At 66.5% G+C, this 12,723-nt stretch carries 16 protein-coding genes; 10 read left to right on the top strand and 6 right to left on the bottom strand.

The features are described 5' to 3' along the window. Nucleotides 1-145: 145 nt before the first annotated feature. A complete protein-coding gene (gene purE / locus ACP7BL_RS06880; protein WP_052192586.1) occupies nucleotides 146-649 on the bottom strand; it encodes a 5-(carboxyamino)imidazole ribonucleotide mutase in 504 nt (167 codons plus the stop codon). 119 nt (nucleotides 650-768) lie between these two features. On the opposite strand from purE, the gene ACP7BL_RS06885 reads away from it, so the two are divergent. Then, nucleotides 769-1,419, top strand: a complete 651-nt coding sequence (locus ACP7BL_RS06885) for a hypothetical protein (RefSeq protein WP_137902709.1) — start codon at nucleotides 769-771, stop codon at nucleotides 1,417-1,419. Between the two features lie 18 nt (nucleotides 1,420-1,437). Here the strand turns inward: ACP7BL_RS06885 and gpmA are convergent, their stop codons facing one another. Next, a complete protein-coding gene (gpmA, locus tag ACP7BL_RS06890; protein ID WP_033964695.1) occupies nucleotides 1,438-2,124 on the bottom strand; it encodes a 2,3-diphosphoglycerate-dependent phosphoglycerate mutase in 687 nt (228 codons plus the stop codon). 230 nt (nucleotides 2,125-2,354) lie between these two features. Here gpmA and ACP7BL_RS06895 point away from each other — a divergent pair, with 230 nt between their 5' ends. Further along, complete coding sequence (locus tag ACP7BL_RS06895) at nucleotides 2,355-3,185, top strand: 23S rRNA (adenine(2030)-N(6))-methyltransferase RlmJ (RefSeq protein ID WP_033964696.1); 831 nt, start codon at nucleotides 2,355-2,357, stop codon at nucleotides 3,183-3,185. Between the two features lie 177 nt (nucleotides 3,186-3,362). Here ACP7BL_RS06895 and ACP7BL_RS06900 read toward each other — a convergent pair whose 3' ends face one another. Next, nucleotides 3,363-4,481, bottom strand: coding sequence for a M14 family metallopeptidase (locus ACP7BL_RS06900; RefSeq protein WP_426257958.1), 1,119 nt, complete (start codon nucleotides 4,479-4,481; stop codon nucleotides 3,363-3,365). Next, nucleotides 4,478-5,101, bottom strand: a complete 624-nt coding sequence (locus ACP7BL_RS06905; protein WP_033964698.1) for a DUF4136 domain-containing protein — start codon at nucleotides 5,099-5,101, stop codon at nucleotides 4,478-4,480. Before ACP7BL_RS06905 ends, ACP7BL_RS06900 begins: the two co-directional genes overlap by 4 nt. Nucleotides 5,102-5,291: 190 nt before the next feature. On the opposite strand from ACP7BL_RS06905, the gene ykgO reads away from it, so the two are divergent. Beyond that, the gene (gene ykgO / locus ACP7BL_RS06910) at nucleotides 5,292-5,417 is read left to right on the top strand and encodes a type B 50S ribosomal protein L36 (protein ID WP_004210176.1); all 126 of its coding nucleotides are present in this window, start codon (nucleotides 5,292-5,294) and stop codon (nucleotides 5,415-5,417) included. Between the two features lie 9 nt (nucleotides 5,418-5,426). Then, complete coding sequence (locus ACP7BL_RS06915; protein WP_426257959.1) at nucleotides 5,427-6,083, top strand: HAD family hydrolase; 657 nt, start codon at nucleotides 5,427-5,429, stop codon at nucleotides 6,081-6,083. A 63-nt stretch (nucleotides 6,084-6,146) separates the two neighbouring features. Here the strand turns inward: ACP7BL_RS06915 and pyk are convergent, their stop codons facing one another. Next, nucleotides 6,147-7,601: a pyruvate kinase gene (pyk, locus tag ACP7BL_RS06920; protein WP_033964700.1), complete on the bottom strand. Its 1,455-nt coding sequence runs from the start codon at nucleotides 7,599-7,601 to the stop codon at nucleotides 6,147-6,149. A gap of 83 nt (nucleotides 7,602-7,684) precedes the next feature. Here pyk and ACP7BL_RS06925 point away from each other — a divergent pair, with 83 nt between their 5' ends. From ACP7BL_RS06925 to ruvA, 5 genes are all read left to right on the top strand, one after another. Further along, nucleotides 7,685-7,978: a DUF1244 domain-containing protein gene (locus ACP7BL_RS06925; RefSeq protein ID WP_426257960.1), complete on the top strand. Its 294-nt coding sequence runs from the start codon at nucleotides 7,685-7,687 to the stop codon at nucleotides 7,976-7,978. 63 nt (nucleotides 7,979-8,041) lie between these two features. Then, nucleotides 8,042-8,281, top strand: coding sequence for a DUF2312 domain-containing protein (locus ACP7BL_RS06930; RefSeq protein ID WP_126845419.1), 240 nt, complete (start codon nucleotides 8,042-8,044; stop codon nucleotides 8,279-8,281). A gap of 75 nt (nucleotides 8,282-8,356) precedes the next feature. Continuing rightward, nucleotides 8,357-9,100: a YebC/PmpR family DNA-binding transcriptional regulator gene (locus ACP7BL_RS06935; protein ID WP_033964702.1), complete on the top strand. Its 744-nt coding sequence runs from the start codon at nucleotides 8,357-8,359 to the stop codon at nucleotides 9,098-9,100. Nucleotides 9,101-9,568: 468 nt separating this feature from the next. Next, on the top strand, nucleotides 9,569-10,054 hold the full coding sequence (ruvC, locus tag ACP7BL_RS06940) for a crossover junction endodeoxyribonuclease RuvC (protein WP_341204450.1): 486 nt from the start codon (nucleotides 9,569-9,571) through the stop codon (nucleotides 10,052-10,054). A gap of 42 nt (nucleotides 10,055-10,096) precedes the next feature. After that, nucleotides 10,097-10,690, top strand: a complete 594-nt coding sequence (gene ruvA, locus ACP7BL_RS06945; protein ID WP_426257961.1) for a Holliday junction branch migration protein RuvA — start codon at nucleotides 10,097-10,099, stop codon at nucleotides 10,688-10,690. A gap of 20 nt (nucleotides 10,691-10,710) precedes the next feature. Here ruvA and ACP7BL_RS06950 read toward each other — a convergent pair whose 3' ends face one another. Continuing rightward, entirely contained in the window at nucleotides 10,711-11,613 is a 903-nt protein-coding gene (locus ACP7BL_RS06950; RefSeq protein WP_137902708.1) for a 2-hydroxyacid dehydrogenase, read from the bottom strand. 59 nt (nucleotides 11,614-11,672) lie between these two features. Here ACP7BL_RS06950 and ruvB point away from each other — a divergent pair, with 59 nt between their 5' ends. After that, the gene (gene ruvB / locus ACP7BL_RS06955; RefSeq protein ID WP_033964683.1) at nucleotides 11,673-12,695 is read left to right on the top strand and encodes a Holliday junction branch migration DNA helicase RuvB; all 1,023 of its coding nucleotides are present in this window, start codon (nucleotides 11,673-11,675) and stop codon (nucleotides 12,693-12,695) included. The last annotated feature ends 28 nt before the right edge of the window (nucleotides 12,696-12,723 follow it).

The following is a 12,723-nucleotide window of genomic DNA, read 5'->3' on the forward strand; positions in this document are numbered from 1 at the left end:
TTGGTGAAGAGAAAATCGACTGCGTTTCCTCCCCTCCCTGGAAGGGAGGGGGCGGGGGTGGGTCGGCCCGTAGTCGGGCGTGCCGTTCGCCATCAGCCGACCCACCCCCAGCCCCTCCCTTCCAGGGAGGGGAGAAACGTTAAACTCACGCCGGATCGGTCGCCACGCTCTCGGTCTGCGCCGCGCGCCAAGCCTGCAAGCGCTCGCTCAAGCCCGGATCCGACAGCGCCAGGATCGCTGCCGCCAGCAGCGCTGCATTTTTGGCCCCGGCCTTGCCGATCGCCAGCGTCCCCACCGGAATCCCCGCCGGCATCTGGACGATCGAATAGAGGCTGTCGACGCCCTTCAGCGTCTTGCTTTCCACCGGCACGCCCAGCACCGGCACATGCGTCAGCGCCGCCGCCATGCCCGGCAGATGCGCAGCGCCGCCTGCGCCGGCGATCACGACCTTGATCCCGCGCGCAGCCGCACTGCCCGCATAATCATAGAGCCGCTGCGGCGTGCGGTGCGCCGACACCACCTTGCTTTCATACGCGACCCCCAGCTCGGCGAGCAGCTCTGCGGCATGGTGCATCGTCTCCCAATCGGAGGTGCTTCCCATGATGATGCCGACGACAGGGCGCGCGGCGGGGGTTTCGGGCGTGGCCATGCCGTCGGGACTAGCGGCCCGCGCTGGGCAGGGCAACTCTCGCAAACGGCTCGTCGTGGAACTTGTGCGTCTCGGCAGGGGTTGGGGGTGCACGAGAACAGATCCCAAGGAGAAACCCAATGAACCGCAAGTCTACAGCGTCGATCGCCGCCCTTGCCGCGGTACTCGCTTTCTCCAGCCCCGCTTTTGCCGAAGGCAAACACGAGCGCGCCGAGGCCGCCATCGCCGAGGCGCGCGCGAAGATCGATGCGTCGGCCAAGGTCGGTGCAACTGCAGAAACCCCGCGCCTGCAGGCCGAGGCACAGGCCGCCTTGCGCACCGCGCAGGAAGATCTCGCCAGCGGCAAGAAGGAAGAGGCGATCGCCGCCGCGCATCATGCCAGCCAGCTCGCCGACACCGCGCTGGGCGAGGCGCAGCGTGCGCGCACCCAGACTGCCCGCGCCGTGACCGAGAATGCGCGCGATGCCGCCGCCGACGCACAGGCCCAAGCCGCTGCCGCCAACGCCCGTGCGGCCGCTGCCGAACAGGCCGCAGCCTCCGCAGCGGCCGATGCCGCCGCTGCGCGCGCCACGCCGGTGGTGATCGCTGCACCCGCCGCGCCGACGCCGCCACCGACGATGACGGTGACGACCGAAACCACCAAGACCGCTACCCCGGCCCCCGCCGCGACGACGCACAAGGTGGTGCGCAAGACCGTGCGCCACACCGCCAAACGCCCCGCGCCGCGCGCGACCGAGAAGACCACCACCACCGTCACCACCGGCCAGTAAGCCGGGGGCGGCCCGCCGCTACCGCTCGTTCAGATAGTAACGATCGGTGGCGGCGAGGCTGTCGTCGAGCTCATAGACGATCGGCTGCCCGGTCGGGATTTCCAGCGTGGTGATCTCGTCATCGGGAATGCCCGACAAATGCTTCACCAACGCGCGCAGCGAATTGCCATGCGCCGAAATCAGCACGCGCTGCCCGGCGCGCAAAGCGGGCGCGATTCGCCCCTCCCAATAGGGCAGCACGCGCGCGATCGTGTCCTTCAGGCTTTCGGTCGCGGGGATGTCGATCCCGGCGTAGCGGCGGTCTTGCGACAGGTCATAGGCGCTGCCCGGTGCCATCGGCGGCGGCGGCACGTCGAAGCTGCGGCGCCAGATATGCACTTGCGCGTCGCCATATTCGGCGGCGGTCTCGGCCTTGTTGAGCCCGGTCAGCCCGCCATAATGGCGCTCGTTCAGCCGCCAGTCCTTCTCGACCGGCAGCCACAGCCGCTGCATTTCCTCCAGCGCCAGATTGAGCGTCTTGATCGCGCGCGTCTGCAGCGAGGTGAAGCAGAGGTCGAAATCGAGCCCCTTCTCCGCCATCAACCGCCCCGCCGCGCGCGCTTCCTCGGCCCCCTTGGCGGTCACGTCGACATCCCACCAGCCGGTGAAACGGTTCTCGAGGTTCCAGTCGGACTGGCCGTGGCGGATCAGGACGAGGCTAGGCATAAGGCGCGGTCTCCTTACCCGGCGACAGGCCGGGCGCAACATGCCCCGCCGGGTATCCGCTCACGGCGGCGCGATCAACAGGCGGGTTTGATGCCACCCGCGCAGAAGGGCGTTGAAGGTTTCCGCCCGACTTTATACGCGCACCGGATTGGTGCCTTCCACCGCCGCGCGCTCGGCCACCGCGCCCGGCACTTCGGATAAAAGGCAGATCGTCGGGATTTTGTGTCGCAATGAATTATCGCCATTCCTTCCATGCCGGCAACAGCGCCGATGTCGTGAAGCACAGCCTGCTGATCGCCCTCGTGCGGGCCTTGCAGCAAAAACCGGGCGCGCTGACCCTGATCGATACCCATGCCGGCTGCGGGCTGTACGACCTTGACGGCGAGGAGGCCGGGCGTACCGGCGAGTTCACGCAGGGCGTGCTGCGGGCCTTTGCCGACCCGAACCCTTTGTTGAACGACTATCGCGCCGCCGTACAGGCGGTGAATGTCGGGGCCGAGCTCCACTTCTACCCCGGCTCGCCGCGGATTTTGGCGCAGCTTCTGCGCCCGCAGGATTTTCTGATCCTCAACGAAAAACATCCTGAAGACGCCTATACCTTGCGCGGCGTGATGCGCGGCACCTCCGCTGCCGTGCATGAGCGCGACGCCTACGAGCTTTGGCTGGCGATGTTGCCGCCCCGCACAGCGCGCGGCGTGGTGCTGGTCGACCCGCCGTTCGAGCAGACCGATGAACGCGACCGGATCACCGCCACCCTTGGCGCTGCACACCGCAAATGGGCGCATGGCGTGACGGTGATCTGGTATCCGCTAAAAGACCGCGCGACGCATGGGCAGTGGCGGGAGCAGATGCGGGGGCTCGGCATCCCGAAACTGCTGCGGGTGGAGCATTGGCTGTACGATAGCGATCAGCCGGGCCTCTATAATGGTGCCGGCCTGTATATCGTAAATCCGCCTTACGCCTTCACGCAAGCGCTGCCGCCGCTGCTGGAAGCCCTGCGCGCCACGCTGGCACCCGAGGGGCATGAAGGCGAGATCATCACCGATTGGCTGGGCGGTTAAAAGAAAACCGCATCGGCCCTTCGCCAAACGAGGAATTGCCGCGCTGCAGGCGGCGAAGAAAACATCTAGCGAGATCCGCGCGCTGTCGGAGGCAGGCTGGGGACTATCGCTGCTTGTGCTCCGCCCTCACCGGGGAAGCGCCAAGGCCAAGGTCGGGGGGCGGTGCCGTCGCCCCCCTCAAATCCCGTCAATCATCTCCGCCAGCACGTCCAAACACGCATGCGCCAGCGTCTTCGACCGTGCGCCGGACCAGCCGAATTCGGCATCGGCATTGGCATCATGGTCCTTGAACGGCATTTCCAGCGTCATCGACACGGCGCCAAAGCGCTCGGCCAATTGGTTGGTCGACATCGACAGGTTGGCGCGGCCGGGTGCCGCCTTGTCATAGCCCTTTTCGGTCTGGAAATCGGGCGTGTGCGCCGCCAGCCGCTGGCCGAAATCATAGAATTTCGCGCCCAGCGCATCGGTCCAGGAGGGGATGCCCTCAAAGCCTGCCAGGAAGTTGGCGGGGATCGCTTCGTCGCCATGCACGTCCATCGCAAAGGTGACGCCGGTCTCGTCCATCGCGTTCCGAACGCACAGCACTTCGGGGCTGCGCGCGGGCGTTGGCGTGTCCCATTCGCGGTTGAGGTTCACGCCTGCCGCATTGGTGCGCAAATGGCCGCGGAAGCTGCCATCGGGGTTCATATTGGGCACGCAGTGGAAGGTCGCCTTTTCGCGAAGCGCTTGCGCGGTCGCGTTGGCCGGGTCGGTCAGCCATTCCAGCGCGCCTTCCATCCACCATTCGGCCATGCTCTCGCCCGGGTGCTGGCGGGCATAGAGCCAGACATGCTTGGGGCCGGTGCCAAGCTCGAGGCAATCGATCGCGCGCCCGTCAAGCGACTGGCCGAGCTCGCGGTGGGTGACGCCGTCGGCCAGCGCAATCCGCGCGACCAGCGCGTCATGCTGCTCCAGCGTATAGGGCTGGAAATAAGCGAACCACACCAACTCGCTGCTGCCGGTCCATTCGAATTCCAGCACGCCACCCGCATAGCGCGTCGGGATCATCCGCCAGTTCTGGCGGTCGGTGCTGGCGCGCACCTTGTAGCCCGGCCAGCCGAACGGATAGGCCGATTCGCCCGCATTCAGGATGCGGAAGGTCAGCGTCCGCCCCTTGGCTCCGGCCACGCGGAAGTGGAACCATTGGAAGAAGTCGGACAGGTGATCCCGCGCGATGGTGAGGTTCACCTGGTCGCCGTCAATGCCGGCGACCAGGATGTTTCCGCTGTCAAAGGCGGCGTTGACGGTGATGCTCATTTGACCGTGATAGTGCGCCCGGATTCGCCGGGGAAGCCCAGGAACAGCGCGCGCGCCAATTTCGTCGCGGCCGGGCCGGTCTGCGCGTCGGGCGCTTGGCCATCGGCGGTGGTCTGGGCATGGCCTTCCCAAATCACCGTGCCATCACTGCGGCGGCGGATCTGCACGGCGAGATCGGTCAGCACGATCGTGCGATAGCGCGGCTTGCCGATCGGGAAGGAGATCGCCCCGCCCAGCCCGACGCCACCGCCATAGCCGCCGCCGCCACCGCCCAGGCCGACGCTCACCCCGCTACGGCTGCCATTGGGGGAGGGGGCCGGGCGGTTGGTGCGCGTGAAGCTGACGACGGCGGCATATTGCGGCCCGGCCCCGGTCGCGGGCACGGTGAAGCCGTGGGTCAGCGCCTCGGTTTCAACGGCTGCGGCATAGGTCTTATATTCCAGGCTGTCCTGATCGCGGCCCGGCATCGCCTCTACGGTAAGAGTGCCGGTTTCCAGCGGCGCGCCGAGGTGGAAGCGCGTCACTTCGACAGGGCCGGCCTTGCCGGTCGTCGTGCAGCCTGCCAGCGCGCCCGCGCCGAGCACCGTCGCCGCCAATGCCAAACCCATAGTCCGCTTCATGCCAGTTTTCCTCGTACGCGCTTGTTGCAGGGGTGTAACGCTTCGACCCGGCCCCCGTGTTCCGTTGGATCGATGTTCCATAGCGGTGTCCCGCATATGTCCGGCGCGCTCTATACTTGACTTGGGGGCATCCCGACCATATGCGCAGCCGCTCTTTTCCACATTCCAGAATTTGCAAAGCGAATCGATCATGAAGATCCGCAATTCCCTGAAGTCGCTCAAGGGCCGTCACCGCGATAACCGCGTGATCCGTCGTCGTGGGCGTACGTACGTCATCAACAAGACCAACCGTCGCTTCAAGGCACGCCAGGGCTGATCGCCCGCCATGGGTAGCACGAAGGCCGTCATCTTCGATGTCGGCAATGTGCTGTTCCACTGGGATCGCCACGCGATCTATGAGCGCCTGATCGAGGATGATCAGGCGCTTCGTGCATTCGTGGACGATGTTGTCTCGCTCGACTGGCATGCCCAGCACGATCTCGGCGTTTCCTTCGCCGAGACGTCGGCGGAGCTGCGCGCGCGTTTCCCGCAGCATGCCGCGCTGATCGACCTCTACGGTCCGCGCTTCAATGATTCGCTGCAACGCGAAGTGCCCGGCGTCGTCGCGATTCTCGAATCGCTCGATGCAGCGGGCGTACCGCTGTTCGCAATCACCAATTTCCATGACGACTTCTTCGCCGCCTTCCGCGCGAGCCGACCCGACGTGTTCGGCCGCTTCCGCGACATCGTCGTGTCGGGCGAGGAAAAGCGGATCAAGCCCGATCCGGCGATCTACACGCTCGCGCTCGATCGCTTCGGCGTCGCGGCTGAGGACGCGGTTTTCATCGATGACAGCGCCGCCAATATCGATGCGGCCAATGCACTCGGCATCACCGGTTTGCTGTTCACCGACGCGGAGACGTTGCGCGCCGATCTCGCGAAGCTTGGTCTGTCGGTTGATTGTGAACAGGCGGTCCGCGTTCCTGCGGAAGCAGAAGCCTAGGGCACCGAGCGGTTCGCTTGTAACCCTGGCCCTCCCCCGCTTTCGCGGGGGAGCGGTCCAACGTTAAATATAATCCCTCAACTCGTCGCCGATGATCCGCACGACGTGCAGCACATTGGTCGATCCCGGCGTCTTGAACGGCACGCCCGCGATGATGATGACACGGTCGCCCGCCACCGCCAGCCCGTGGCGCAGCGCCATGCGCTTCGCCTTGGCGACCATTTCCTCGAACGATTCGACGTCCTTGGTGTGGACGGCATAGGCCCCCCACAGCAGCCCGGCGCGACGCGCGGTTTCGAGATTGGGGGTCAGCACCATCAGCGGCACGCCTGGCCGCTCGCGCGCGACGCGGCGTGCGGTCGAGCCCGAGGCAGTGAAGCAGATGATCGCGGCGGCATCGACGGTGTGCGCGATGTTCTTGGCGGCTTCCGACAAAGCGTCGGCGGTGGTCGGGTCGGACCGGATCACCGTGAAGTGGATGCGCTCGCCATGCGTCGGATCGCGTTCGACCGCCTCGCCGATCGCGTTCATCATCGCGACCGATTCGGTCGGCCACGCGCCTGCGGCGCTTTCCGCCGACAGCATGATCGCGTCTGCCCCGTCATAGATGGCGGTGGCCACGTCGGACACTTCGGCGCGGGTGGGGGAGGGCGAGGTAATCATCGATTCGAGCATTTGCGTCGCCACCACCACCGGGCGGCCGAGACGGCGCGAAACCTCGATGATGCGCTTCTGCAGCGGCGGCACGCTTTCGGGCGGCAGTTCGACGCCCAGGTCACCGCGCGCGACCATCACGCCGTCGCACGCTTCGACGATTTCCTCGAGCCGCTCGATTGCGGACGGTTTTTCGATTTTCGCGAGCAAGGCGGTCTTGCCGCCGATCAGCTTGCGCGCCTCGGCCAGATCCTCGGGCCGCTGGACGAAGCTCAAGGCGATCCAATCGACACCCTGGTCGACCGCAAAGGCGAGGTCGCTGCGGTCTTTCTCGGTCAGCGCCGCCATCGGCAGCACCACGTCGGGGACGTTCAGCCCCTTGCTGTTGGACAGCGCGCCCCCGACCACCACTTCGGTGACGATCGTGTCGGGGGTGTGGCTGGTGACGCGCAGCACCAATTTGCCGTCGTCGAGCAGCAGCCGCGCGCCGGGTTCGATCGCGGCGAAGATTTCCTTGTGCGGCAATTCGACGCGGCTCGCGTCGCCCGGCGTGGTGTCGCGGTCGAGCGTGAAGGTCTGGCCTTTTTCGAGGGTTACGCGCCCGCCCTCGAACTTGCCGACGCGCAGTTTCGGGCCTTGCAGATCGGCGAGGATGGTCGACGGGCGGCCGTATTTTTGTTCCAGCGCGCGGATTGCCTGGATCACCGCGACCTTGGATTGCTGGTCGCCATGGCTCATATTGACGCGAAACGCATCGGCACCGGCTTCGAACAATGCTGCGATCATTTCGGGGCTGCTGCTTGCGGGACCGAGCGTCGCGAGGATGCGGACCTTGCGCGAACGCGGGGCTATTGCCTGTATCATGAAATAATTCTCGCCCTGGGGATGGCTTGTGCGCGTGCTGCTCTAACCCCTATTTCCGCCCGATCAACCGTGGAGCAACGATAATGGCCGATTTGGAGACTCTCGACGATGCCGTGGCGGCGGCTGCGTTCCGGCGGCTGGTGCGGCACCTGCGCCACCGCGACGACGCGCAAAATATTGATTTGATGGGGCTTGCCGGTTTCTGTCGCAATTGCCTGTCGGACTGGGTCGAGGAAGCCGACGGTACGCTGACCAAAGATGCCGCGCGCGCAATTATTTACGGCATGCCCTATGCGCAGTGGAAAGCCGAGCATCAGAGCGAGGCGACGCCCGAACAGCTCGAGCGCATGCGGCAAAGCGTCGCGAAGAATGCGTGACGGCAGACGCGCGCTGTCCTAAAGCGCGCGCCTTTCAGTGATTCACATTCAGGGAACAACGCCGTGAGCGACATCATCGCCGCCGACCAACTCCGCCTGCTGATCGAGCGCATCGAGCGCCTCGAAGAGGAAAAGAAGGGCATCGCCGACGACATTAAGGACGTGTACGGCGAAGCCAAGTCGACCGGCTTCGACGTCAAGACGATCCGCACCATCGTCCGCCTGCGCAAGATGGAAAAGCATCACCGCGACGAGGCCGAGGCGCTGCTCGAGACGTACAAGCAGGCGCTCGGCCTCGACTGACCGATCACCAAACATTGAGCGGGGACCACAAACGCCTTAAGGGGTCCCCGCAAAGTACCACTTTGCGGGGTAAGCATGGCAGGCCATTCCAAATATAAGAACATCATGTACCGCAAGGGCGCGCAGGATAAGAAGCGCTCGGGCATGTTTTCCAAGCTCAGCCGCGAAATCACCGTCGCCGCCAAGATGGGCTTGCCCGATCCGGACATGAACCCGCGCCTGCGCATGGCGATCAACGCCGCCAAGGCGCAGTCGATGCCCAAGGACAATATCCAGCGCGCGATCGACAAGGCGTCGAAGGGCGATACCGAGAATTACGAGGAAATCCGCTATGAAGGCTTCGGCCCCGGCGGCGTTTCGCTGATCATCGAGGCATTGACCGACAATCGCAACCGCACCGCCACCAACGTGCGCACCGGTATGGCGAAGAACGGCGGCAATCTCGGCGCATCGGGCTCGGTCAGTCATGCGTTCGACCGGATGGGCCTGATCTCCTATCCGGCGTCGGCGGGCGATGCCGAAAAGGTGTTCGAAGCGGCGCTTGAGGCAGGTGCCGAGGACGTACAGTCGAGCGAGGAGGGCCATGAGATCTGGACCTCGAACGAATCGCTGCACGAAGTCGTGACGGCGCTCACCCCCGTGCTGGGCGAACCCGAAGGCGCGAAGCTCGCTTGGCGGCCGCAGACCATGGTCGAAGTCAGCGAGGAGGATGCCGCGACGCTATTCAAGCTGATCGACGTGCTCGACGATGACGACGACGTGCAGACCGTGTGGGGCAATTACGAAGTGTCCGACGCGATCCTCGAGAAACTGGGATGAACTTCAACTCCCTCTCCCTTCGGGAGAGGGAAGGGGCCCGCTTGGCGAAGCCAAGGGGGAAGGGTGAGGGCGACGTCGCACACCCAGTCACCCTCACTCTTCCGTCGCTCCGCTCCTCCTTCCCTCTCCCGAGGGGAGAGGGAATTTTATGCTGATCTTCGACAGTCGCCCGATCTGTTCACGCAAAGCCGCAAAGCGGCGAAGCGGGATCCGGTTCGCGCGGAGCCGCGGAGGCGCGGAGATGTTGCGCCCCGTATCGACCGACACACTCCCTACGTCATGCCGGGCTCGTCCCGGCATCCACCGTGCCGCTTATCCTGTGGCCGATGGTCTCAGCGATCGGTGGACCCCGGGACAAGCCCGGGGTGACGCCGCGCCCGCGGTCCTACCCCCTTCTCCTCCGCGTCTCCGCGTCTCCGCGCGAACTCCCTGCTTCGCGCCTTCGCGCCTTCGCGTGGACCAAAAAAAATGCTAATCCTCGGCCTCGACCCTGGTCTCGGCATCACCGGCTGGGGCCTGATCCGCGCCGAGGGCAACCGGCTGAGCCATGTCGCCAATGGCAAGCTCAAGACCGATACCGCCGCGCCCCTCCCGCGGCGCCTCGCGCATCTCGACGCGATGTTGAGCGCATTGCTGATCGACCGCGCGCCCGATGCGTGCGCGGTCGAGGAAGTGTTCGTCAACGCCAACCCGCAATCGACGCTGAAGCTGGGGCAAGCGCGCGGCGTGGTGCTATGCGCTGGCGCGCGCGCTGGGCTCGATGTTGGCGAATATGCCACGCGGCTCATCAAGAAGGCGGTGGTCGGCGTCGGGGGTGCTGAAAAGGTGCAGGTGCATGCCATGGTCAGCCGCTTGCTGCCCGGCGTGAAGATCGACGGGCCCGATGCCGCCGATGCGCTGGCGGTAGCGATTTGCCACGCGCATCATTTGGCGAGCGCGCGGCGCATCCCCTGATTTTGCTTTCCTCGGGCGGCGCGTTCCTGTTACGTACCGGGGATGATCGCCCATCTTAAAGGCCGCCTCGACGCGACGGGACTCGACCATGCCGTGGTCGATGTTGGCGGGGTCGGCTATCTGGTCGGCGCGTCGTCGCGCACGCTCAGTGCGATCGGCCCGGTCGGCGAGGCGGTGATGCTCCACACCGAGATGCTGGTCGCCGAGGATTTCATCCGCCTGGTCGGCTTCGCGACCGCGTCGGAGCGCGACTGGTTCCGCTTGCTCACTGGCGTGCAGGGCGTGGGTGCGCGCGTCGCGCTGGCGATCCTGTCGGCGCTCGAACCCGCCGATCTTTCGCGCGCGATTGCCGCGCAGGACAAGGCGATGGTCGCTCGCGCCAATGGCGTTGGCCCCAAGCTCGCCGAACGCATCGTGCGCGAATTGAAGGACAAGATCGGAGGCGTCGCCATCGGCGGCGCGGGCGTGACGGTGGCCCCGGTCGGCGCGGGCGCGGATGCAGTGTCGGCGCTGCTCAACCTCGGCTTCCGCCCGGCCGAAGCCAGCGGCGCGGTCGCCGCGGCGGAGGAGGAACTGGGCGGCGGTGCGACGCTCGACGCGCTGGTGCGCCTCGCGCTCAGGAAGGCGGCGAAGTGACCCCCCGCCGATGCGGGCGGCTACACGATCGCCGTCGGCAATACTTCGCCCGCAAAATGCGCATCGAGATTCGCCAGCACCAGCGCCTCCATCGCCGCGCGCGCCTCGATCGTGGCGCTGCCCTGATGCGGGGCGAGCACCACGTGCGGCATCGCTTTCAAGGCGTCCGGCACCCGCGGTTCGTCGGCGAACACGTCGAGACCTGCGCCCGCGATCACGCCCTGCTCCAGCGCGGCGATGAGCGCGGCTTCGTCCACCAGACTGCCGCGCGCAATATTGATCAAAACGCCACCGCGCCCAAGCCGTTCGAGCACCGCCGCATCGACACTGCGCTCCGTCTCGGCCCCGCCCGGCGCGGCGAGGATCAGCACGTCGCTCGCTTGCGCCAGCGCGGCGATGTCGGGCACGAAGCGCCACGGCAGCTCGGGCTTGGCGTGGCGCGCGGTATAGAGGATTTCGCCCCCGAACGACGCGGCCCGCCGCGCGATCGCCTGGCCGATCTTGCCCAGCCCGAAGATGCCGATCGTGCGCCCGCTCGCCCGCCTGCCGAGCGGCACGCCCCAGCCGCCACGCCGCACCACCGCATCGTTGGCGGCCACCCGGCGCTCGACCGCCAGCCACAGGGCGATGGCGAGGTCGGCGACATCCTCGGTCAGCACGTCGGGCGTGGTGGTCACGCGCACGCCGCGCGCCTTGGCTGCCGCCAGATCGATGCGATCATGCCCGACACCGTGGATCGCGACGATTTCGAGCGCGGGCAGCCGGTCGAGCAGGGCCGCATCGAGCCGTGTCATCCCGCCACCGACGATCGCGCGCGTGCTCGGCGGTGGGGCATGGCGGTGCAGGGTGAAGCGCTCTTCCAGGGCTGCGATCAGGCTGGGCGCAAGCGACGAGGCGACGAACAGCTCGGGCAGGACAGTCATGCCGGTATCCTAGCGCCTGTGCCTTGCCGCGCCCAGCCCCGGCACGCTATCGCCGCGTCATGACCGACGATCGCCTCCTCACCCCCGCCCGCACCGCCGAGGACGTCGACGCCGCGCTGCGTCCGAAGTCGCTCGACGATTTCGTCGGGCAGAAGGCTGCGCGCGAGAATCTGCGGATCTTCATTACGGCTGCGCGGGCGCGGGGCGATGCGCTCGACCATGTGCTGTTCTTCGGGCCCCCCGGCCTTGGCAAGACGACGCTGGCGCAGATCGTCGCGCGCGAAATGGGCGTTGGCTTCCGCGCCACCTCGGGGCCGGTGATCGCCAAATCGGGTGATCTCGCCGCCCTGCTCACCAATCTCGAAGATGGCGACGTGCTCTTCATCGACGAGATCCACCGGCTGCAACCGGCGGTCGAGGAAGTGCTGTATCCCGCAATGGAGGACCGCGCGCTCGATCTGATGATCGGCGAGGGGCCAAGCGCGCGCAGCGTGCGGATCGATTTGCCGCGCTTCACGCTGATCGGCGCAACCACGCGGCAGGGTTTGCTGACGACCCCCTTGCGCGATCGCTTCGGCATTCCGGTGCGGCTGTCTTTCTATACGGTCGAGGAATTGACCAGCGTGGTCACGCGCGCGGCGGGGCTGCTCGGCCTCGCCATCTCGCCCGATGGCGCGACCGAGGTGGCGCGGCGTTCGCGCGGCACGCCGCGCATCGCCGGGCGGTTGCTGCGGCGGGTGCGCGATTTCGCGCATGCGGCAGGGCACGATCTGGTCGATGCGCGCGCCGCAGATGCCGCGCTCAATCGGTTGGAAGTCGACCGGCTCGGGCTCGACGCGATGGACCGGCGCTATCTGATGATGATCGCCGACATTTATCGCGGGGGGCCGGTCGGCGTGGAGACGCTTGCGGCGGGCTTAAGCGAACCGCGCGACACGGTCGAGGAAGTGATCGAGCCGTATCTCATCCAGCTCGGCCTGATCGCGCGCACCGCGCGCGGGCGTTGCCTCAATGCGGGCGGGTGGAAGCATCTTGGCCTGACCCCGCCCGAAGGCGCGCAGGAGAGCTTGTTCGACGTGTAAAACTCCCCTCCCGCAAGCGGGAAGGGAA

The organism is Sphingomonas sp. DC1600-2 (genome assembly GCF_049897605.1).
Taxonomy (GTDB): Bacteria; Pseudomonadota; Alphaproteobacteria; order Sphingomonadales; family Sphingomonadaceae; genus Sphingomonas.